General features: G+C 58.9%; 21 protein-coding genes and 1 pseudogene. 7 read left to right on the forward strand and 15 right to left on the reverse strand.

The window, feature by feature from the left end; all coding sequences use genetic code 11:
* Positions 1–131: 131 nt before the first annotated feature.
* The 6 genes and pseudogenes from AC070A_RS32385 to traA form a co-directional block, all read right to left on the reverse strand.
* Positions 132–524, reverse strand: a pseudogene (locus AC070A_RS32385) (flagellin N-terminal helical domain-containing protein); the annotation flags it as partial.
* Between the two features lie 292 nt (positions 525–816).
* On the reverse strand, positions 817–1,095 hold the full coding sequence (locus AC070A_RS32390) for an HU family DNA-binding protein (protein WP_057251489.1): 279 nt from the start codon (positions 1,093–1,095) through the stop codon (positions 817–819).
* A gap of 250 nt (positions 1,096–1,345) precedes the next feature.
* Positions 1,346–1,969 carry a lysozyme family protein gene (locus tag AC070A_RS32395; RefSeq protein WP_057251490.1) on the reverse strand — a complete coding sequence of 208 codons (624 nt, stop codon included), beginning with the start codon at positions 1,967–1,969 and terminating at the stop codon, positions 1,346–1,348.
* A 12-nt stretch (positions 1,970–1,981) separates the two neighbouring features.
* Positions 1,982–3,145, reverse strand: a complete 1,164-nt coding sequence (locus AC070A_RS32400) for a conjugal transfer protein TraB (protein WP_113479953.1) — start codon at positions 3,143–3,145, stop codon at positions 1,982–1,984.
* Entirely contained in the window at positions 3,135–3,638 is a 504-nt protein-coding gene (gene traF / locus AC070A_RS32405; RefSeq protein WP_244495630.1) for a conjugative transfer signal peptidase TraF, read from the reverse strand. Before traF ends, AC070A_RS32400 begins: the two co-directional genes overlap by 11 nt.
* Before the next feature lie 59 nt (positions 3,639–3,697).
* Positions 3,698–7,003: a Ti-type conjugative transfer relaxase TraA gene (traA, locus tag AC070A_RS32410; RefSeq protein ID WP_113479952.1), complete on the reverse strand. Its 3,306-nt coding sequence runs from the start codon at positions 7,001–7,003 to the stop codon at positions 3,698–3,700.
* A gap of 249 nt (positions 7,004–7,252) precedes the next feature.
* On the opposite strand from traA, the gene traC reads away from it, so the two are divergent.
* From traC to AC070A_RS32430, 4 genes are all read left to right on the forward strand, one after another.
* The gene (gene traC, locus AC070A_RS32415) at positions 7,253–7,522 is read left to right on the forward strand and encodes a conjugal transfer protein TraC (protein WP_057251494.1); all 270 of its coding nucleotides are present in this window, start codon (positions 7,253–7,255) and stop codon (positions 7,520–7,522) included.
* 4 nt (positions 7,523–7,526) lie between these two features.
* Entirely contained in the window at positions 7,527–7,742 is a 216-nt protein-coding gene (gene traD, locus AC070A_RS32420) for a conjugal transfer protein TraD (protein WP_057251495.1), read from the forward strand.
* Positions 7,729–9,651: a Ti-type conjugative transfer system protein TraG gene (traG, locus tag AC070A_RS32425; RefSeq protein ID WP_113479951.1), complete on the forward strand. Its 1,923-nt coding sequence runs from the start codon at positions 7,729–7,731 to the stop codon at positions 9,649–9,651. The genes traD and traG overlap by 14 nt, the downstream gene beginning before the upstream one ends.
* Before the next feature lie 97 nt (positions 9,652–9,748).
* The gene (locus tag AC070A_RS32430) at positions 9,749–10,009 is read left to right on the forward strand and encodes a WGR domain-containing protein (protein WP_057251506.1); all 261 of its coding nucleotides are present in this window, start codon (positions 9,749–9,751) and stop codon (positions 10,007–10,009) included.
* Between the two features lie 110 nt (positions 10,010–10,119).
* Here the strand turns inward: AC070A_RS32430 and AC070A_RS32435 are convergent, their stop codons facing one another.
* Complete coding sequence (locus AC070A_RS32435) at positions 10,120–10,431, reverse strand: DUF736 domain-containing protein (protein ID WP_057251497.1); 312 nt, start codon at positions 10,429–10,431, stop codon at positions 10,120–10,122.
* 425 nt (positions 10,432–10,856) lie between these two features.
* Between AC070A_RS32435 and AC070A_RS32440 the strand changes: the two genes are divergently transcribed.
* On the forward strand, positions 10,857–11,036 hold the full coding sequence (locus tag AC070A_RS32440) for a hypothetical protein (RefSeq protein ID WP_112997027.1): 180 nt from the start codon (positions 10,857–10,859) through the stop codon (positions 11,034–11,036).
* 395 nt (positions 11,037–11,431) lie between these two features.
* On the opposite strand, the gene AC070A_RS32445 is transcribed toward AC070A_RS32440, so the two are convergent.
* The 5 genes from AC070A_RS32445 to AC070A_RS32465 all read right to left on the reverse strand — a co-directional run bounded on the left by AC070A_RS32445 (position 11,432) and on the right by AC070A_RS32465 (position 16,005).
* A complete protein-coding gene (locus tag AC070A_RS32445; RefSeq protein ID WP_112997289.1) occupies positions 11,432–12,286 on the reverse strand; it encodes a DUF932 domain-containing protein in 855 nt (284 codons plus the stop codon).
* Between the two features lie 647 nt (positions 12,287–12,933).
* Positions 12,934–13,530 carry a mobile mystery protein B gene (locus AC070A_RS32450; RefSeq protein ID WP_057251500.1) on the reverse strand — a complete coding sequence of 199 codons (597 nt, stop codon included), beginning with the start codon at positions 13,528–13,530 and terminating at the stop codon, positions 12,934–12,936.
* Positions 13,527–13,988 (reverse strand): mobile mystery protein A, encoded by a 462-nt coding sequence (locus AC070A_RS32455; protein ID WP_113480223.1) that lies wholly within the window; start codon positions 13,986–13,988, stop codon positions 13,527–13,529. Before AC070A_RS32455 ends, AC070A_RS32450 begins: the two co-directional genes overlap by 4 nt.
* Positions 13,989–14,374: 386 nt before the next feature.
* Positions 14,375–14,662, reverse strand: coding sequence for a helix-turn-helix domain-containing protein (locus AC070A_RS32460; RefSeq protein WP_113480224.1), 288 nt, complete (start codon positions 14,660–14,662; stop codon positions 14,375–14,377).
* 5 nt (positions 14,663–14,667) lie between these two features.
* Positions 14,668–16,005, reverse strand: coding sequence for a type II toxin-antitoxin system HipA family toxin (locus tag AC070A_RS32465; RefSeq protein ID WP_113480225.1), 1,338 nt, complete (start codon positions 16,003–16,005; stop codon positions 14,668–14,670).
* A 287-nt stretch (positions 16,006–16,292) separates the two neighbouring features.
* Between AC070A_RS32465 and AC070A_RS32470 the strand changes: the two genes are divergently transcribed.
* A complete protein-coding gene (locus tag AC070A_RS32470; protein WP_112997291.1) occupies positions 16,293–17,783 on the forward strand; it encodes a mechanosensitive ion channel domain-containing protein in 1,491 nt (496 codons plus the stop codon).
* 93 nt (positions 17,784–17,876) lie between these two features.
* Here the strand turns inward: AC070A_RS32470 and AC070A_RS32475 are convergent, their stop codons facing one another.
* On the reverse strand, positions 17,877–18,134 hold the full coding sequence (locus AC070A_RS32475; RefSeq protein WP_113480226.1) for a hypothetical protein: 258 nt from the start codon (positions 18,132–18,134) through the stop codon (positions 17,877–17,879).
* Positions 18,135–18,291: 157 nt separating this feature from the next.
* The gene (locus AC070A_RS32480; protein ID WP_492383649.1) at positions 18,292–18,681 is read right to left on the reverse strand and encodes a DUF1622 domain-containing protein; all 390 of its coding nucleotides are present in this window, start codon (positions 18,679–18,681) and stop codon (positions 18,292–18,294) included.
* A gap of 729 nt (positions 18,682–19,410) precedes the next feature.
* Between AC070A_RS32480 and AC070A_RS32485 the strand changes: the two genes are divergently transcribed.
* Positions 19,411–20,082, forward strand: coding sequence for a YoaK family protein (locus AC070A_RS32485; protein WP_112997293.1), 672 nt, complete (start codon positions 19,411–19,413; stop codon positions 20,080–20,082).
* Positions 20,083–20,090: 8 nt separating this feature from the next.
* Here the strand turns inward: AC070A_RS32485 and AC070A_RS32490 are convergent.
* On the reverse strand, positions 20,091–20,271 hold a 181-nt coding region (locus AC070A_RS32490), incomplete at its 5' end, for a hypothetical protein (protein ID WP_494773628.1).

Genomic DNA, 20,271 nt, shown 5'->3' on the forward strand with positions numbered 1-20,271 from the left:
CTGATCTCGTCAAGGTGGAGATCGATCGTACCGAGCGAGACGCTGCCTGACGATCTGGAGAAGGAGGATACGAGCGACACCTTGTTCGCATTGAGGTCGTAAATTTGTCCGATATCCGTATTGAGCCAGTTCTGTCCGCCAAATCCGGAGGACGTAGCAATGCTTACGACCATCTGCTTAAGCTGATTCAGTTCGGACTGGATCTTTGCCTTGTCGACGCCGGGCTCCTTGGCCGCAACGAGCTTCGCCTTGAATTCTTGCACTACATCGATGACGGCCTCCATCCCGGCATAGGCCGTATCAATCTTGGCTGCGCCGAGACCGAGCGCGTCCGCTACGGCGGAAATCGACATTTTGTCCGAACGCATGGTCGTTGAAATAGACCAATATGCCGCGTTATCGGCGGCGGTGCGGATGCGGAGCCCCGAACTGGCCTGGACTTGTGTCTCTGCAAGGTTGGAATTGATCGACCGAAGGATCTGAACTGCGGAACTAGCTGAAGTGTTCGTCAGAATGCTTGTCATCAAACGGTACCGATTCTATCAATTTTTCAAAATGAACGGCGATCGTCATGATGCCAGGCCGGCTGTACGAGCCGCCTGCTGACTATGGTTTGCAAAGAGTTAACCGAAACGGCTGGTCGGCAGGGTAGAAATACCTGCAGACCATGGATCGCCAAATTGGCGCATGTTTTGCGCTGCGGATCGATCGACGAAAAGCACCGCTGAGCAAACAGACGTTATTCGTTCGCTTGGCTGGTGTGTGCCACGGTCACGACCTTGAATGGCCCCGCGCCGGGGTGCGGGGCCATTTTTCCTAGCTGTTCAGCGCATCCTTCAAGGCCTTTGCTGGCACAAAGGTCACCTTCCTGGCGGCGGAAACCTTGATCGTCGCTCCCGTTGCGGGGTTTCGGGCCTCGCGTTCCGGCGTGGCCTTCACCTTGAATTTTCCGAAGCCGGGCAGTGACGTCTCGTTGCCGGAGACCGACGCGGCAGTGATCGCTGCAAGCACCGCCTCGACAACGGCTTTGCTTTGAACCTTTGTCAAACCGTGTTCGCTCGATAGCTTTTCAGCGATTTCATTCGTTGTCGTCAAAGCTGTTCCTCCTTGTTTTTTGACGGAAACGATCCTCCCCGTGAGCGCGAGCGATGTCACCGGATTTCGTTGCTCGCGCCCCCTCGACAGGCGATCTTCCACAGTTTGTGCTCATCGGCGACCACTTGCGGGGGTCGGATATCGGAATTCAGGTCAATGATCGCGCGAGCATCACAGCTCGTAGAACATCCTCGCCAAGGCGATCGGATTTCGGATCGCATCCCTTGCAGGCTCAACTTAGGTGATCGGCCTATCTAACCGGCTCGCCCGCTGCGTTCACACCGGTGCGCGAGATATCCACCCGCATGCCGGCAGAAGTAACGTCATCAGCCTCGACCTCGCCACGCACCGGCAATGGCGCTTCATCCGTAGAAGATTGCCCCTCGGCGGTGACCCCTTGCAGGAACATCCGTCCGCCTGGGTCCTGCGCCCGGAATACATCCTTCCCTTCGAACTCACCCGAAACCCACGCATTGAGGCTGTCGGACAGGACATAGGGTAGCGCTTCCTTGCTCGCGTTGCTGCCATACCACGCGGCGACGATCCGCATGACTTTTGCGAACATGGCTGTCCCCATGCGAAGGTTCTCGCAGGCATCGAAGAGGGCAGGGCTCAATTCCATGCCACTCTCGATCCCAAGGTGAGCGGGGTACGAAGTCACTCCAACCCGCACGGTCGCCTGCCCGACATACCGGCGGGCGATTGCGAGCGCCTCATCGGGGGTCGCTGCCTTTTCCACCAGGATCGTCTTCCGACCGACCTTGACCGTCACAGCCAGTGGATCGCCGTCGCCAACCGCGTTGACGAAGGCATCGACCACATTTGCCTCAAGCGACGGATCTGCGCATTTCTCGATCAGGAGCGCCTCAAGCATGATTGATCCAGATCACGTGTTGAAGGAAATCACGAGCGGTGTGCCGAACAGTCGGGCCCATGCGGCCACGCTGGCGCGTTGGATATCTACGATGGAACTGCCTGCCGTCCACCAGCCGTTCCCAACGGCGACCATGATGTCGGGCCCTTCCAGCATCGACTGAAGAACCGGCCAGACGAGCAACTGCTCATAGCAAATCAGCGGAGCAATCCGGCGACCGCCCACCTCGGCAACGGGGTTGGCAAAGAAATGCGCACGCGCACCACCGTGTTCACCGAACCATGGGCCCCAGGGACGCCACATGGAGACCGGAACAGGCATCCGCTCCCGGTAGAGGATGTCACTGCCGCCGCCATCGATCATGAGGAGCACGTTGTCGTATCCTGCAGGATCGAGCACCGCGGCGCCGGCAATGACGGTGACCGCGCTTTCTTGCAGACTATCCCTCCACAATGTCGAGAGCGTCGGCGTCCAGAACCCCAGAGCACTCTCCGGGAGAACGATGACGCGTGCGCCTTGGTCTGCGGCCTCATGAACCGTTGCGATCAGGTCACGCTGCCGCCCTAGAGATGCGTCGCGGCCAAGCGACGACCCCATTTCGAGGTCGACGCCACGCCATGAGAACGGTACCGTTGGATTGGTCCAGATAGCGGCGGACCAAAGCCAAAAGCCTGTCAAAGCAACGGCGACAGCCGGTCCCATGCGGGTTGCGAGGCCCATGAGCCCGGCTGTCATGGCCGCCAATCCCCACCATCCCCAGCCTGGAAACAGAACGCCCGAGGCGGTGACCGGATGTGCCCAACCGGTTATCCCGAGGGGTGGAACCGCCATCACCAGCATCGCAACAAGAAAGCCAAGCGGCCTTCGGGCCTGGCGCTTGCTCCAGGCCGCCAGATGAACCAGGACGAAGCTCACGGACGCTACGAGCCAGAAGAAGAGGCCCGCCCAGACGCCCGTTGAATAGAAGTGTGAAACTCCATGCGGAAGCCCTCGCGATGCCGCCATAAAATACCCGGCGGAGACGAGCACGACCGCCATCCTGTTCGGCGCCCTCGACCAGATCAGAGCGAACGCACAAGACGCCGGCAACAGCAGCACATTTCCGCTCCAACCGATCCATCCGGCCAGAATGGCAGCAATCGCCAGCACTCCAGTTAGCATGAGATCAGGGCGCATAGGTCAGCACCGCCTCAGCCAAACCGAGAACTCCGTCTGCAGGTACCGGACCGAAGTACCGGGAGTCCCAGGAAGCGGAAAAACGGGAATGGAGGAACACGTGGCCGGCCGGCACAATTCCGCTCTTAAAAGACGAAAGCGGGCGGCCACGACCATCGCTGCTTCGAACATCGCTGTGTTCGATCACGCGGCCGTCAATCCGAAGGACGCGACCGATCTCAAAGCCTTCTCCTTCAAGCGCGATCACCGTCTTTATGAGCGGACCGTATCCGCCAGGGCAAAGGCCGCCCCTGAGATAGCCGCGCAAGAGCGCCTCGCGAAACCGGGGGGCGTCAGGCGGGCAAACAAAGACGAGGTCACCAGTCGCGACCGCACCTGTGAGCGGACGGATGCGCCAAAGACCGAGCGATTGGCTTGGCGTCCAGTTGAGCCGATAGCCGCAAGCCAAACCGTAAAAGAGAATGGTGAGCGATGGCAGCAATCCGGCCAACATCACCAGGATCGGTCTTTGACGCCATTGGCGCGTTGTTCCTGAACGAGGGGAGACGTTTGTCACTTGAGGCCGAGCCCTTTCGTTTGCGATTGGCGGTGCGTTTCAGACAGTTTCAGGCCCTCGGCGAGGCGATCACGCGCAGAAAGCTCCTGGATCGTCCGCATCAGGTCCCAGGCCAGTCGCACTTCAGTCTTCTGTTGAGGGGTCATACCCGCGGTGACGGACGCAAAGATCTCGCCATCCGGCACCTTGGCAACAACCCCGAGGAAGGTGCGCTCGCCGAACCTTTGGCTAACCGCCGTTGAAAATCGCTCCAGTTCTGTTCTGACTGACGGGTCGAGCGATGTGCGTTCAAGGCGTGCCGGATCATGCCGGTCGAGCGCTTCGCGCATGTGTTCGAGCGACCGCTTGGCCGCCGGAGAGAGAGCTGGGATCTCGATCGCCAATTTCGAACGAAGGGCATTTTCCTCCGCTACATAAATGCGTTCGGCCTCAGTGCGTGCGTGAATAAAATCCGCGAGGTTTCGAGCGAGCGCCGGCACATTGAGAAGTGCCGTGTCGCGATCGTGCTTGTCGGATCGGCCCGCAAACATTCCGGTCCTGCCGTTGAGCGCGCCGAAACGCTGAGGCTCGCTGGCGAGCTTTTGCAGGACGGTCGCAGCGAGCGACGCATCTTTCAGCATGGCATCGACCTTGGCGGCCGCAAACGCGACCTCCGGCTCGGCGTAGACGAGCTGGAAGCGTGTCGAGACGTCTTGCCATCTCTCTCTCAAGCCCACGTCCGACGCGAGCCTATCCTCAACCGCTTGCTCGACAGATCTCGCAAAAACCGTAGTCGCGGAAACCATGGGTCCTTGAACGACGAACACCGAGGCCGCGTACTCAAGCTTGCCCCGCGCGAGCCCGATTGAGGAAGCGACACCGGCCAGTCGCGCGCCCAGGTCCGTGAGCGTTTGCTTTTGCCGGATAATCCAATGAAGCCGGTCGCGAACGATCCTGCGGGCAACGCTCATCAGGTGAAAGCCGCGTGCCTCTGCAAACCGCAGGGCCTGGCGATAGAGAGGTCCCGTCCCGTAATCGAGCGTCGTTTCCTTGGCGTTGCGACGTGACAGGATCGCCACCAGGCCACCTGACTTTGCGAAGGAGCGGCGGCCGTAATAGACGGCGAGTTCGTCGCGATGGCGTGTCATGGCGACATAGGTGAGATGGCGATCGAGTGACAGGGAAGCCAGCACCTTCGCCCGATCGACGGTAGCGCCCTGCGACTTGTGGATCGTCGTCGCGTATCCGTGGTCGACATTGTTGTAGAAGCGCTGCTCGACGGTAATGTTGTGCCGATGTGTCCCTTCGCCGATGGTTGCGATGAGGCGGCCAGGAGCCGCCTCTACCACGCGACCAAGCATACCGTTCTTGACGCCGAGGCTGGCCTCGTTCCTCAGGAACACGATCTGATCGCCGGCGGAAAAATCGCGATTTCCGTCTGCTGTCTTGAACGCAACCCCTTGGCCGACAACGCCGCGTTCGACGAGTCTCGCGCGAGCAAGCGCATTGAGCATGCGCACATCTCGGCGCAGGTGCGCGAGGATCAGACTGGTCTTTGTCGGGAGATACTCACTGTCCCAATCGGTGATGAGGCGTTCGACAGCTTCAGATTTGAGCTCCGCACTGATTATCTTGCGATTGGCGCGATACGCATCCACCGCCTCGCCAATCCTGCCCCGCGCCAGATCGAGCGAAGCGCTGCGCATCCACGGTGTGCGCTGGCGATAGATGGTTTGGAGTTCGGCATAGCCGACCCGGTCGACGATCGCGCGAAATGCGGCACCGGCCTCGATCGGCTGAAGCTGTTCGGGATCGCCGACGAGAACAAGTTTCGCGCCGGTCTTCACGATGACTTCGACGAAGTACGCCATTTGCCTCGACGAGACCATGCCGGCCTCGTCGAGGACAAACACTGTTCTGTCGTCGAGACGGTCGATACCTTGTGCCCAACGCCGCTCCCACGACGAAAGCGTGCGCGAGGCGATGCCCGCCTCCTTCTCCAGTCCCTCGGCCGCCTTGCCAGCGAGAGCCCCGCCGACAACGCGATACCCCGCCGCCTGCCAGACCTCGCGAGCGGCTTTCATCATTGTTGTCTTGCCGGCGCCGGCGCGGCCAACGACTGCAGCAAGAGAGGCATTTTCGGTCAGACGTTCGATCGCTGCCTTCTGCTCATCAGAAAGTTCAGGGCTGCGATAAAAAGCCGTATCCAGAACCCCGCGCCGCACGCCATGCGACGCTCGCCTTGCAAGCCAGGAAGCGCGGTTCACCATCTCCGCTTCGAGCCGGATAAGCTCCCTGGTCGTGTACCGTTCCGGGGTACGCACCCCCGTCTCAAAGTCGATACGCTCCCCGGTCAGGCGCAAAGCCCGAGGGTCTTGCAGGATGCGCGACACCAACGATCGGAAGAGCCCCGCATCGTCGATGTAGCGATGAAGTATCTTGGCGACGTCCCGCTCATCGAAGACGCTCTTTTCGCGGGCGATCATTTCAAGGACGATCTCCGGGCGGCGCACGATGCGACCCGCATTTTCTCGGCGTCGAACCTCCTGAAGTTCGAGGCGGTCCAGCAAAAGCTGCTTTTCCGATGCGGCTGACTTCCGCTCGATCGCCTTGGCGCCGACGCCGACATGGATCGTCGGCTCCGCCTCGATCCCTTGACTATTGTAGGAACGCCCGTCCACGCGGATGTCGAGGCCCGCAAGTGCCAGATGCCTGTTCTGGCACTCGAACCAACCGTCTCGAAAGACGTTGAAATCGTCGGCGCCGCCGGCCCACAGTTCATAGACAATTTTACCGGCATCGTTGCGCAAAGGCCGGCCGTCCGGCGACAACACCTGTACCTTCTTGGCTCCGAACCCTTCGGCCGTAAGCGGCCGCAGCGTCGTCATCAGGTGAACATGCGGGTTGCCTGGTGCATCATGATAAACCCAATCAGCGACCATGCCTCTGGAAAGGATGTGGCTCGCGACGAATTCGCGCATAAGTGCGATGTTCTGGTCCGCTGTAAGTTCGATCGGCAAGGCGATCGTGACATCCTTGGCCAGCTGAGCATCGGAGCGCTTTTCGAACACTTCGACCCTGTTCCAGAAGGCCTCCGATGCGCCTGACACAGAGCGATCGGCGATCAAGGAGGAAAGCCAGGCTGGCGCATCTGCGGGTACCACGAACTCTTCATGCAGCAGCCCTTGCTTGGCGCGATAATCGACAGCGCGGGCCTCGCGTTCGAAGTCCATCTTCGCGCAGTGGCGATAGGCGGCCGACATCACGGCGCTGCGGCCCGCGCCGCGGGCGACGATGCTGACGGAGAAATGAGGGACGGCCATTTCGACAGACACTCCTGATCGCAAGCGAAATCAACGCGTTTCGAGAGGAGGGATAAGATTGCCGAGATCGCAAATCAGGACGTCGCGCCAGCGACGTATAATTGCGCCCTTGGATGCCGCTCCTTCGGAACGGCCGGGATAATCGTCAAAGGCGTTGGCGGTGCCAACGGACAGTTTTGTCCCTGGATGGGCCGACCCATCCAGGGAAATCTCGTGCCGTTCGAAACACGGCACGAAAGGACAATCGGAATGAAAAAGCCTTCTTCGAGAATTCGAGAGGAGATCGCAAAACTCCAGGAACAATTGCGACAGGCCGAAACCCGCGAAGCCGAACGGATCGGTCGTATTGCCTTGAAGGCGGGCCTCGGAGAGATCGAGCTCGACGAGACCGATCTCCAGGCCGCCTTCGAGAAACTGGCGGCACGCTTTCGCGACAACGGGGCAACAACGGCAGCAAGAAACAAGGCGACCCCGCCGCTCGACGCTGGCGCGGCTGAGAGCCGCACTGACGGGGCTTGAGCGGATGGCACGCGCGATCAAATCCGATGCCCGGCGAAAAGATGCCCGGGAAAAGATCGAACTGGGCGGCCTCATCGTCAAAGCGGGCTTGCGTTACGAGACGCGCGCACTGCTGCTCGGCGCATTGATCGAACTTGGCGAGCGGCTGCAGCGCGACGAAGGCGAGCGTCCACGCCTGACAGCAATCGGCGCGGAGGCCTTTCGCAATGGGCGGGGGTAGGATCGCGCTCGCGGCGGCGCCTGTCACTCTGATGGTGCTAACCTCAATCGCCACGACAGGGGCGGAGGACTGGCTCGTGGGGTTCGGCAGGACGGAACCTCAGCGCGCGCTATTCGCCCGAGCAGGTGCCGCGTTGCCCTATGTTCTCGCCGCGATCACCGGCATCGTCTTCCTGTTTACCGCCGCTGGATCCGCCAACATCCGCTTCGCGGGATGGGGCGCATTCGGGGGAGGGCTGGTTTCTTGCGTGCTCGCGCTCATCGACGGGTACCATCACACTACCGACCAAGACCCATTCCTGCCTTTGCAGTTCCAGATGATACCCATTGAACCGTCGGCGCTCATTGGCGCGGTCGCAGCACTTACATCGTCAGGGTTCGGATTGCGGGTCGCGATGATCGGAAACGCTGCCTTCGCAAGTACCAAGCCGAGGCGCGTTCGTGGCATGCGCGCGATCTACGGTGAAGCCAACTGGATGAAGCTTTCACACGCAAAAAGGCTCTTTCCGGAGGCGGCGGGGATCGTGATTGGCGAGGGCTACCGGGTCGATGAAGACAGCGTCGCGGCCATACCGTTTAGAGCAGACAAGCCTGAGACCTGGGGTGCGGCCGGTCGGTCGCAGCTTTTGTGCTTCGATGGCTCTTTCGGCTCGTCGCACGGTCTCGTCTTTGCTGGTTCAGGCGGCTTCAAGACGACCTCGGTAACGGTACCGACAGCGCTCAAATGGGGAAGCACGCTCGTCGTCCTCGACCCTTCCAATGAAGTGGCGCCAATGGTGGTCGATCATCGCAAAGCCGCCGGCCGGGACGTTCGGACACTCGACCCGAAGAAACCCAAGGCGGGGTTCAATGCACTCGACTGGATCGGCCGGTATGGCGGAACCAAGGAGGAGGATATCAGCGCGGTTGCCTCCTGGATCATGAGCGACAGCGGTCGCGCGATCGGGGTGCGCGACGATTTCTTCAGGGCATCCGGGCTGCAGTTGCTGACCGCACTCATTGCCGATGTCTGCTTGTCTGGTCACACGCGCAACGAAGACCAGACGCTCAGGCAGGTTCGCAAGAACCTTGCGGAACCGGAACCGAAGCTGCGCGAACGCCTGCAGGCAATTCACGCGAACTCGAGCTCGGACTTCGTGAGAGAAAACGTCGCTGCATTCGTCAACATGACACCGGAGACCTTTTCCGGCGTCTACGCCAACGCGGTGAAGGAAACGCATTGGCTCTCCTATGAAAACTATGCAGGCCTGGTCTCAGCTAAGAGTTTTTCGACGGAACAGCTCTTGAACGGATCGCTGGACGTCTTCATCAATATCGATCTGAAGACACTGGAAATGCATCCAGGCCTTGCTCGCGTCATCATCGGATCCTTCGTGAACGCGATTTACAATCGCAATCGCTTCGGCGGCGATCTGGCTCTGTTCCTCCTCGACGAGGTGGCCCGCCTCGGTTACCTGCGCATTCTTGAGACGGCACGCGACACCGGCCGCAAGTACGGGATATCACTCACGCTGATCTTTCAGTCGATCGGCCAGATGCGCGAGACCTTCGGCGGCCGCGACGCCACGAGCAAATGGTTCGAGAGTGCGAGCTGGATCTCGTTTGCCGCCATCAACGATCCTGAAACGGCCGAGTACGTTTCAAGGCGCTGCGGCGCGACGACCGTCGAAGTCGATCAGCTGAGCCGCAGTTTCCAATCGCGGGGGTCGTCACGTACGCGCTCGAAGCAGATTGCGGCGCGGCCGCTCATCCAACCGGACGAAGTGCTGCGAATGCGCGCTGACGAGCAGATCGTGTTTACGGCGGGAAACGCGCCTTTGAGATGCGGTCGCGCCATATGGTTCAGGCGCGCCGACATGCGAGGCTGCGTCAAGCAAAACAGATTTCGCACTCCGCCGACAACCACCTGATTTTTCCCGACGATCCATCACAATCATGAATCGATCAGGCCGGATCGATTCAAAACACTCGTTGGACGGGAATCCGGGCATCGGCGATGGTACTCCCATGCTCAGTCAGCCCTACCATCTCTATGTCGAACGAACCGACGCAAACAGGAACATGGCCCGGTTCTATGCGCTGTCGATCGATCGGACGCTATTTGGAGAGGCCTGCCTGACGCGGCGCTGGGGAAGGATCGGTCAAAGAGGCCAATCGATGGTCCATCATTTCGACAACGAGCAAGAGGCGGTCGCGTTGTTTCTCGACGTTCTCAGGAAGAAGCGCACCCGGGGATATCGGCCAGCGGTAAAACGCCCCTCGAAGTGACGACGAAGTTCGCCGAACGCAGTGAGAACCGATGCGGCCGCGAACGGTGGTCGTAATCGCTTGGGCGAACCACGAGAGGTGGCCCCGCCTGGAGGCGGGGCCCAGTTGCCTCAGTCCCTGTTGGAGCGAGACCAGATCAGCTGGTAGCCGTCTTCGCCTTCGACTTCCGCAAGCGTCGCGTAGATTGGAGCGGGGAAGCTCGGGTCGTCGAGCTTGACCGAGAGGTAGTCGCGGCCAGTCTGTTCGGAGCTCTTCTGCCAGGCCGCACCGAATTCGACGTTGCCGGCATAGATGCGGAAGTGAGGACCTTTGTCGGAGGGGTGTTCGATCCGTGCGATGCGAGCCTTGACGTTGAGGGTCAGCGTACGGATCGACCCGTTGAAGCCGTTGTCGGTGGAGGTGAAAGTGCCAATGGTTGCCATGTCGAAGTTCCTTTCTCGTGTTTCGGGCCGCGCCCTTCGCGGCCTCGATGGCTGTCGAAAGGACCGGGGACGATCGGACCGCACCCATAGGGCCAAAATGAAATGGAGGGCGGCAAGGAGCAGTTTTGTTCGATGGCGAGGAATGGCGGCTTGAGCCGCCAGGGGTAAGAAAACTGCGGATGCCGTTGCGGGAGGACGATCGAGGCTCCAGCCGCTTTCCGGTCAGACACGCCCATCGAGCCCGCGCAGGACGCTGCCGCAGCAAGAGAGAACATTGCCCTGGCAAGGTAGGTGAAACAGGACCATCCTGCGGACTTCGTCTCTGTACCGGCCCGCTCGCACCGCATCTCCATCCTCGATCAAGGCAGAGTTGCCAATGGGCTAGCGCACGATCGTTCGATTGGGATTCGTCACCTGGGGGAACCATGCGCCAGCAGACAACGTCATTCATCGTCGAGATTAAACAGTCGCGCAATCCGAAGTCCGGCACGCGGAAAACGTCGATCTGGGGAAAGTTAGATCTCAGGGCGAGCGACGAGCTGCTTGAAACGACACGGACCGGACAGGAGGCGGCTGCTCCGGCTAAGGTCGGCGAGCAACGTTAACCCAACGCCGGTCGCATCGTTGTTCGAACCGAATGTAGGTTGGAAAGGGGCCGGCGACGACGCCAGCCCCAATCTGATAGTTGCTACACTCGCGGTTTCGATCGACCGCTCAAACACTCTAGGTCAACTTGGGGCGGGCACAAGATTGCGGCGGGGACGCACTAAATATCCCCCGTCTTTCCACCGGTCGTCCACAAGATAGGCAAACCCTACTGCAATGAAAGAAAAACCGTTTTCGCGCGACGCGACGATTACCATCGGCTTGCACGGATGTGGATAAATTTTCGGGCGGGCAGGGGTGTTTGAGGGGCGGGGCTTTGGGGCGCCCCTCAAGAAGTTGCCGTCGAAGATCGCCTCGTATCCAGACTGTTCTGGACGCGAGGCGATTGAAACCATCATCGGTTGCGCAGCAATCTGGCCATGCGTTCCCCTACAAGCCAAAGAGCCTTGTTGAGCTTGATATCCTGATCGATGCCATTGATCGGGCGTGACGTTGATCTGCGCGGCCTGCCAGTTTCATCGCGGCCCACACCGCGCAACCCACCTTTGATGCTGTTTTCTTGAACGACATTCCATACGGTCCAAAGGTCATCAGCGCGATCCTCCTGGCGACGGGGCACAAGCAGTTGTTCTGGCTTGATCGGTGTCGTCACAGCGCCGTCGGCGTCACCAAAGCGAAGCAGATGCGCCGCCTCCGCCAACACCTCCTTTGCATCCCGCCCCATTGTGAAGCTCGACCAGTCTTGGGGCGCTGCCAGAGCTCGTTCGGCCTCCGCGAGCACGCGATAGGTTCCTTCGATCACCTTGCCTTGAACATCTCCGGAGTGCCGGACTTTGATCGCGTCAATCGTTCCGGTGTGGGCCACGAGTGAATTGAGGCAGCAAACTCGGAATAGCCCCGCGAGCAACTCATAGGCACTCGTTCCATCATTTGCGTTTTTGAGGAGAATTTCGCAGACGGTGTCACCCACTTTGTAGACATTTCCGTCATCGAGGCGACGAAGACGGATAAGGTGCTTGGTAAAGTTGGCCTTTCCTTCCGTGCGGCTGACTGACTGGCGCGCTCCGACCGGCGCGAAGCCCTCCTTCATCAGCCCACGCAGGATTTCGATTGTCGGGATTGGCATGAAGCGCTCGGAGCGGCTTTCGTGTGCCGAAGTCGCGAATATCGAAGGCGCAATGGTGCGCATCTCATCCTCGGAGAGCGCGCGACCCGTGTCGAAACGGGCGGTTTTGGCGTAGATGCTCATACTTAGATCTCCTTTTCCCTTGGACCGCGAAGCAGGGCCGCGTCCTGCTTCCCGGGGCCGCGCGAGCGGTGGGGACGGAGGGGGAAAGCAGTCTTCGCGGGGAACCGCCTGCACGGAAGCGCAGCGAAGGAAGGTGGGCGGAAGACTGTTTGGGGGAGAGAAGGGGCAAAGTCCCTCGGCCCCCTTCAACCGATCCGATAGGCTCGGTCATTTCACAAAGAAGCGTATCGGAGCTTTCAGCATAGCGCCGCGTCCTCGCGGGAAAGCGGGAATTCGCGTTACGCGAAGGCGGAAAAAGGGCCGCCGCAGGAGCTTCAACATAGTGGCCCGAAGGGAAGCGGGACCGACTGCCCCCGTCCGAAGCGTTCCGGTAGGCTACTTTGAGCACGGGTGTTGCAAAGGCATCTGCCGCATTGGTGTTCTTTGGTTCAAAATTGGACGCCGCATCACTTTAAATTAGACGAACGGCATGCTGGAGGATGCCGCCGACGGCAGTATTTGGGTTTTCCGACAACGCACTGGGCGTGAACCAGGAACAGCCGGCCGATCCTCTCCGGTGTCTCCGGTGATTGGCAGTGCCCGCTTCGATTTCCGCAATCTATGTCGGCTAGGGCCCAAGCCCTACCCATGACCAGTGGCGACATTTGTCAGGTGCGCGCGAATAGCAGCAGCGGTGCGATATCATGGTTGTCGGCTGCACGAAGTGCCGCCATGTAACGGGTGCGAAGCTCGCCGACATCGGCCAGCGTCCCGCCACCCCAGCTGAAATGTTCGCCGCCAAGGCGCTCGATCAGAAGATCGGCTACCAAGCGAGCGTGACGACCATTTCCGTTGGGAAATGGATGGATGGCAACCAGGCGATGGTGAAACCTGATCGCAATCTCATCCGCCGGAAATGTCTGATGCCCAATCCAATAGTGGACGTCGCTTAACAGGCCCGCCAGCTCCATTCCGATGCGGTAGGGTTGAACGCCGATGTTGCGCTCCGTCGTTCGGAAGACGCCGGCCCATTCCCAGACGTCGCCAAGCATCCGCTTGTGCAGTGTTCGCATGAAATCCTCGCTGAGCAGTCGCTCAAGCGATACGCGTCGACGACCACGCGCCCAGGCCGCACCTTCGACAATGTTCTCCCGCTCTGCCTCGTTGAGATCACGACGGTGCGTGATCCATGTCTGAAGGAGCCCCTCGCGCTCATTTGGTTCCAGGGGTGTTGCGTCCTCAGGCTCCTGAAACAGGTCCGTCATGTCTCGTTCCAGAGGTCGCGTTCGGAGAGCCTGTCGCGAATGTATGCCTGGACACGGGATTCGAAATCAGCTTCGTCCGTGCCCTGAGCTTCGAGCCGCATCGTGTGCGCGACGCGGTGAAGCTCCCGCGTCGCGATCTTCCTTGCGCGCGCCTCGATGAGAGCCTCAAGTGAACTGTTGGGAACAAGTGCGTAAACGAGCGTGCAATCCAGCGCCTCAGCTGCGCGACGCAAGGTTTTGAGTTGGATCGTGCCTGCAGCTTCCGACTTCTCTATGGCTTCTACGGTTTGGGGTCGCACCCCAATGCGCGCGCCGAGCTGGGCACCCGTCATCCCGAGCGCGTCACGCAGTGCACGCACCCATCCTTTCGGCGGCGCCTTGAACCGATCGATTGGTTGGAGCGGCCGAAGTCTTTCATCGAGGCGCAGGCGCCCCCTTTTGCGACTATCGCTTTTCATCCACGTTCTTCAGACTGTGAGCTGATCGTACAACAAGTTTTATCAGCATGCAGGCTGATTATCAACATGCACTATTCACGCTACAGTATGATTTTATCAATTAACGCATCAGCCTGCAGTCTGTTGATCGTGTGCGGAAATTAGCCTGGAGTCTGCCCCTGATCACCTGCGTGGATGATTGCAAGCTCTCACTCTGATTTGGAGCAGAGAGTTTACGCTCGCGCTGGGGGCCTAGGCACTCAGCGCATCGGAGTTCATGCCATCAGCCTGCTGACGCCAATCGCCGTTGAGCTTCAGACATAGCGCTGCTCGCGTTTGCACAGGATCTCGGCCAACCGATCCGGTAACCTCCAGAACGGATGCAACACGTCGAGCGAGAACTTTGATTAAGGATCCTGCCGTCGCTTCGGCACGAAACCCACTGCGAAGCCAAACAGCCGGCCAATCTTGTCCAACGTCTCCAATGTCGGGTTAGCAATGCCCGCTTCGATTTCCGCGACCTGTCTACGAGTAAGGCCGAGGGTGTTGGCAAACTCCTGCTGCGTGAGGCCTATGCTTTTGCGCATATCCACCACAGCATCCGGCAAATGCAAGCCGCCGCGTCGCGCCTGTTCTGCAAGATCCTGGCGCATCACCGAAACCTGCTCTTTCGTCGGCTTTTTCCACCGTGCCACTTTGATCAGGCTCCTTCCGGTTTAGAGAACGCGTCATCAACACCGTCAGCGATCTCGCTGCAGCGCATCATGGCTCGTTCGATGATGACGTCCGGCGCTCCCAACTTTTTCGCATGGCTCGGCACCAGTCTGAGGCGCTGTGCGAAAGCCTGCAGCTCTGACATCAGCTTCGTCTGAACATCGCGGTCCGGCCAGACCTCAGCACAAATCCGTTTCCAGTCAGGAGAATGGTCCAGGCCGCCGTCACGCATGGAGGCCCAACGGGTAGATCGCACAACACCCTCTTTCGCCAACCGCATGGGAGCAAAGTCAAAGAGTGGTGACAGTCGGATCTTTCCGTTGGGGTACTTGCTCAACGCGGAGTTACGACCGTGATTATCGGGATTGCCGAGCGCGAGGTTGGCGATATCGCGTTTCAAATATTCTGCAATGTCGGCAATCGGGTCATCGGAATGTCGTTTCAGTAGCTCGATGTAGGCCTCATGTGTGCCGATGTGACCGAACTCTGCAACACCGAGCGCCGAAACGAGGCTTTCCTGTCCGAGCCGGATCGTCTTCCCATTCGCGCTAAGGCTCCGGTCAAAGCGAGGGATGATCAGCACACCGTCAGCGTAAATCGACGGTTCTTTGACTTTGAGACCAAGTTCCAAGGCAATGCGCGAATAGATCGCTTCGCCTTCAAGTATGGTGCGGTCAACTGCTTCAGGGCCACGAACAAGCTTGACGATGACGTGCCGTAGGGCCTCGTCGTCGGTCACGATGCTGTCGGGATAAAAGAGCCCGTTCTTCGCCTGGGTCATTGACACTTTTGGCCACTCACCCTGCAGTCCACTAGAACCGGAAGCCAACATTGCGAAACGGTCGGCAACTTCCATGAAGCGGTCCGATCGCCCCAGGATATCCGCCTCCGTTACGCCCTGGCGCTGCAAGCCGCTCAATCGAGCGGACTCCGCCTCTGCCGCTTCCTTGATGCGGATGTTGCCAATTCCGCCCGTTGCGGCTCGGAGGAGCAAAGATAGATCCGATGAACGAGCCACTTCGTCGAGCCCCATATGCTCAGCCAACTTTCGCCGTGCATGGCCTTGTGGCATGAGATCCAGGAGGAAAGCTGGCCAGTGACGGCTGTACCGATTTTCAAGGTCAATCGGATAGCGAACAGACAATGCGCGGTGATCGCAGACCGTCTGACCCGCGGCGAAACCCTGCGCGGCCGTGGCGAGAAAGTAGTCGAGATCGTAGTCGACGACCGAACTACCGACGTAGCCGGCATCGTCGTCTTTCAGCTCAAGAGCTGCCGCGTCGTGCCATTCGCCGTCGAAGTGGATCTGCAGCGTCCGTTTCATTGTCGACCCCTTTGATGGGATCATTACCGTCGAAATTCGAACTTATCAACCCCCTAAAAGGGGCAATAGTGGCAAAAATCGCGTAATCTATATTATGGAACACCCGAGCGGATTTGCCGCTGTTGCTTTTTGCTCTGAAATCGCCGTTGGCGCTGTTGCGAGCCGCCTCGATAGCGATTGGCAGTCATGCGCGAAGCCGGCGGCACTGAACGAACACCGGACTTCTGTTCAAGAGTTTCGGGCGGCGATAAGCGATCATTGTTGGGTATCTACGTTGGGTCCAAATCATGATGTATGTATTCGATCCGGTCGCGCAATTGGTCGCACTAAGTGTCGCGTTCGCTCTCGTCCATCTCTCGGCGAGTAGTCGCGCATTTCAGTTCGGCGCACATACCGTTCTCTTTGCACTGTTGACGGCAGTGCTGCTCGCTAACGGCATCGAGCCATACATGGCATCTCAGTATCCGGCGGGTCTTCCCCTTCACCTGTTTTATGGTGCTGCCAAAGTCATCTGGTGGATCGGCGGGGCTTTAATGCTGGTGAGTTCGGTTCGTCTGTTTATCATCTTTGAGGGACGGCCTCGCGAAGCCCGCCTCATACAAGATTTAGTGGCTGGTCTCATCTACGTTGGAGCCACTCTCGCCATCGTGGCCTATGTGTTCAATGTGCCGGTAGGAACACTAATTGCAACATCGGGCGTAGTGGCTGTCATTCTTGGCCTGGCCTTGCAGAGCACATTGTCGGACGTCTTTTCGGGTATCGCGCTAAATCTTGGACGGCCATACGCCGTTGGGGATTGGATCGTGTTGGATAACGGCATGCAGGGGCGTGTTGTCGAGACAAATTGGAGAGCGACCCACCTGCTCAACGTAACAAATGATCTTGTTGTGGTTCCCAATACGTCCTTGGCTAAAAGCCAACTCGTAAACTCCAGCAGTCCTGATGAAACTCATGGTGTCGCACTCACTGTAAGAGTGGTGGCCACTCAAGCGCCTTCGGAGATACTGGAGCTCTTTGAAACCATCCTCGTCGGCAGCAGACATGTCTTGCAAGTCCCTGCTCCATTTGTGAGCTTGACAGACATGGATGGGCACTCAATCGGGGTTGAGTTGGTGTTCCGCGTCTCGGGCGTAGATCAGATTGTTCCGGCCAAAAATGAGATGTTCGGATTGATCTTCCGTCACCTTGGTGCTGCTGGTTTGGCGCTTTCAGGCCTGCCAATCTCGCTCTATGGATTAATGCCGCCAATTCTCTCAGTCCCGGCCTCACGAAAATCTTCACAGTACGAGTTGATAAGGGCAATGCCTGTCTTTGCGGTCCTAAGCAATGAAGAGATCGATGAACTGGCTGCATCTCTGATTAAGCACGAGGTTCCGAAAGGCGCGAAAATCATCGACCAAGGCATACGCTCGTCTACGCTGATGTTGGTTGGACGAGGGGTCGTTTTGGTTCAGCGGAACCTTGACGGGAAGCATATGGAGCTAAATCGGCTGTCACCCGGGGATTTCTTCGGTGAGCGCGGTGTTTTGATGGGCTCGGAGGAACCGGGATCGATCACAGCGCTGTCGAGGGTGGTAGTTTATGAAGTACCGTCCGTCAGCCTCGCCAAAATCATGCAAGACCGGCCGATACTTGCGGACGAACTCGGATCGACGCTCGCAGCCCGGCTGGAAACTGAAGCCTTGGCTGAAGGTGGAATAGCTCCTGCTGCGCATGGTTCTATGAGCATAGCCCAGCGCATTCGCCACCTCTTCCAGTTGCCAACTCCGCATGGCTAGCGGCCCGCTCTCGGTGCGGTGCCGGATACATGGCGGAAACGAAGGCGGCAGAGCGCCGTGGAACCCGGTCTACGTCCGCACGCGGCAATATCATTACCAACCGGGAGCCCTTCCCGCTGTCCAAAGCACCAGCTCCCACCCCTTGTCGATTTCGATCTGCGGCAGAATATCGACATCGGCCGCCGTCCACCGGGCACACTCGCCCAGGAGAGAGAGATTCACAAACAATGGCGCGGCTGCCGCGGCGAGAAGGACTGCCAACCGGGCATCGCCCGAACCTGAGAATGACCAGATCAGCGCCGAGCCCACGTTGTCCATGTAGTGGCGAATGAGCTGCTGGCAGTTTCCCATTCGCAGTTCATCTTTCCACCAGCGCGGAAAACGATCGCCTTCTTCGTTTCCTGGAACTCCGCTTTAATGATCCGTTTGGAGGGCCGGCACACTTTTCATCGGTATCGAAATCTGCGCGGGGACGCGGTGCCCGAAAATCACGACAGCGGTGAGAACCTTATTCCACCCGTTTGCGTCGCCCCCGCCTCCACGGCCATTCGCCATCGATTTCCGCTTCAAGCGAGAAGCTCAGGAACGTACGAATTAAAACTATCAGCCCAAGTAGACCGACACTCTCCCATGTTAGGGGAGATATGATCGTAGCGATAATGTCGGCCCCGATCAGGATTTCGAGACCTAACAATATCCCACGCCCGAGATTGGCACGGTAACGGGCATAGGCAAGTTCGCCGGGACGGGAAATTGCATCCCGAATGTAGTTGATGCTGGCCAGTACAACGCCGATAACAATCACCACGACACCGGAGAATTCCAATAGCAATGCCAAGGGCTCCAGAACAGGAGCAAGCGAGCCCATCAAAGTGCCACGTTCCATTAAATCGTTCATATCGTCCTCGGTCGATGATTGTCAGGTGTCCTAAAAAGCATTGGCGATTTCGCTGGGTTTAGGGGCGCGTCGACTCCCCATTGCCGTAACGAAAATGGTGGTACGAAGTACTTTCGGCTCTGAGCGTTTCAAAAGCGGCTTTCACCCCTGCCGACCTGCAAGAACTGGCGTGACGGGCGTTCCGCGAAGCCATTGCCCCCCGGCCAGACCTGAACCCCGCTTTGACATGGAACAGATCCCTTACCTCAGCGCTAGTGTTCTCCGCAGGACTCGAGAATGGCTGCAATGTCGTTCCGAGACCCAGACGCATTTGTCGTTACTCCTTGCCAACGTGGCTGTGGCGCCGCGGCTGAGGACCAATCTTCTGGGACCACCTCCCGGCTAGCATAGTCAAAAAGGCTGATAACTCTTGTATAAATCAACGGCGGGCGGCTCCCGTCGGCGTGAGCGTGCGGCTCGGGGAGCTGTTTTCAGATAAGGCGTTGAATATCCAGGGTGGTCGGCGCGACGGGTGTTGTCGCCCTTCCCCTCAAGCTGCTGGTGCCGGTGCGGTCACGTTTTTCGCGACTCTCCAGTTATTTCGTCCAAACTGCCGCACTATGCTCCAAGATGCCGTTCTCGGCACGTGTTGAATATGAGGCGATTTCAACCTCGCCCTCCGCCCCGGGGGATGACGCGGGCGCGAACGAACGTAATGTCTTCTGCTGAAAAAAAAGGTGCGGGTAGATTATGCTGAATGCAGTTCGCAAAAAAGGTAACTCGCTAGTGCTTGCGTTCATTTCCGGGTTCGCAGACGCACTGTTTTTTATCCAGCTGGGCGGACTGTTCGTCGGACTTGTCACCGGGAATGTCGTGCTCCTGGGACTGGGATTAGTCGGCCACGAAAAAGGGGGCTTGCACGGCCTCCAGATCATGACATTCCCGCTCTTTATGTTTGGCGCAGGCCTTGCAGCCATTCTGGTGGCCTGGATCAAGCCCGTAGAACGGGCCACGTTCTGGGCGCTGGTCATCTCCGCTTCTGCATTTGCGGCCTCCGCTCTTCTTGCAGCGATTGGCGTGGGCTCAGATTCGGCATGTGCACTGCTTGCAGCCTTCGCGATGGGAATGTTGACGGCGATAGACCGTCTCGACAGCAAACTCGGCCCACCGTTCTCGTTGATGACGGGTAATATTGCCGGGGTCGCGGTGGTGGCGGCACGACGCCTTATTGGTTATGCAGAAAAGCCTGAAGAGTGGGGACAGTCTCTTACGTCGATCATCCTCATAGGCGGCTTTGTAGCGGGCTGCGCCGCGGGAGCGTTTGCTCAAGTAACAGTGGGCGTCGTAGGGATGCTCCTGCCCGCTTCGCTGACGATACTGATAGCGGTTTTCTACTCCCCAAACGCAAATCCGTCGGCATAACGGGCGGGCTATCGATCGCAGCTCGGTGCGGCCTGTGATCGATCGGCTGCGTGGTTCTCGGTGGGAAGGCTGTTTGGATATTGGGTCGCGTGGAGCAGGTGCTTTTCGCCAGGTGTCGATACCGGATGAATACTCCTCAGAAGTGCCGTTTGAATTTTCCCCAGTTTAGCGACGCCGCCGGTCTTCCGG

The organism is Ensifer sp. GW101-20A05 (assembly GCF_059424735.1).

Bases quoted from the DNA above. Each gene is read 5' to 3' on its own strand.
- AC070A_RS32470 (WP_112997291.1), top strand. From the start codon at position 16,293: ATGATGTATGTATTCGATCCGGTCGCGCAATTGGTCGCACTAAGTGTC.
- AC070A_RS32395 (WP_057251490.1), bottom strand. From the start codon at position 1,969: ATGCTTGAGGCGCTCCTGATCGAGAAATGCGCAGATCCGTCGCTTGAG.
- AC070A_RS32440 (WP_112997027.1), top strand. From the start codon at position 10,857: ATGCGCCAGCAGACAACGTCATTCATCGTCGAGATTAAACAGTCGCGC.
- AC070A_RS32480 (WP_492383649.1), bottom strand. From the start codon at position 18,681: ATGAACGATTTAATGGAACGTGGCACTTTGATGGGCTCGCTTGCTCCT.
- AC070A_RS32445 (WP_112997289.1), bottom strand. From the start codon at position 12,286: ATGAGCATCTACGCCAAAACCGCCCGTTTCGACACGGGTCGCGCGCTC.
- AC070A_RS32455 (WP_113480223.1), bottom strand. From the start codon at position 13,988: ATGAAAAGCGATAGTCGCAAAAGGGGGCGCCTGCGCCTCGATGAAAGA.
- AC070A_RS32450 (WP_057251500.1), bottom strand. From the start codon at position 13,530: ATGACGGACCTGTTTCAGGAGCCTGAGGACGCAACACCCCTGGAACCA.
- AC070A_RS32400 (WP_113479953.1), bottom strand. From the start codon at position 3,145: ATGCGCCCTGATCTCATGCTAACTGGAGTGCTGGCGATTGCTGCCATT.
- AC070A_RS32475 (WP_113480226.1), bottom strand. From the start codon at position 18,134: ATGGGAAACTGCCAGCAGCTCATTCGCCACTACATGGACAACGTGGGC.
- AC070A_RS32435 (WP_057251497.1), bottom strand. From the start codon at position 10,431: ATGGCAACCATTGGCACTTTCACCTCCACCGACAACGGCTTCAACGGG.
- traG (WP_113479951.1), top strand. From the start codon at position 7,729: ATGGGCGGGGGTAGGATCGCGCTCGCGGCGGCGCCTGTCACTCTGATG.
- traC (WP_057251494.1), top strand. From the start codon at position 7,253: ATGAAAAAGCCTTCTTCGAGAATTCGAGAGGAGATCGCAAAACTCCAG.
- AC070A_RS32485 (WP_112997293.1), top strand. From the start codon at position 19,411: ATGCTGAATGCAGTTCGCAAAAAAGGTAACTCGCTAGTGCTTGCGTTC.
- traA (WP_113479952.1), bottom strand. From the start codon at position 7,003: ATGGCCGTCCCTCATTTCTCCGTCAGCATCGTCGCCCGCGGCGCGGGC.
- AC070A_RS32465 (WP_113480225.1), bottom strand. From the start codon at position 16,005: ATGAAACGGACGCTGCAGATCCACTTCGACGGCGAATGGCACGACGCG.
- traF (WP_244495630.1), bottom strand. From the start codon at position 3,638: ATGTTGGCCGGATTGCTGCCATCGCTCACCATTCTCTTTTACGGTTTG.
- traD (WP_057251495.1), top strand. From the start codon at position 7,527: ATGGCACGCGCGATCAAATCCGATGCCCGGCGAAAAGATGCCCGGGAA.
- AC070A_RS32430 (WP_057251506.1), top strand. From the start codon at position 9,749: ATGCTCAGTCAGCCCTACCATCTCTATGTCGAACGAACCGACGCAAAC.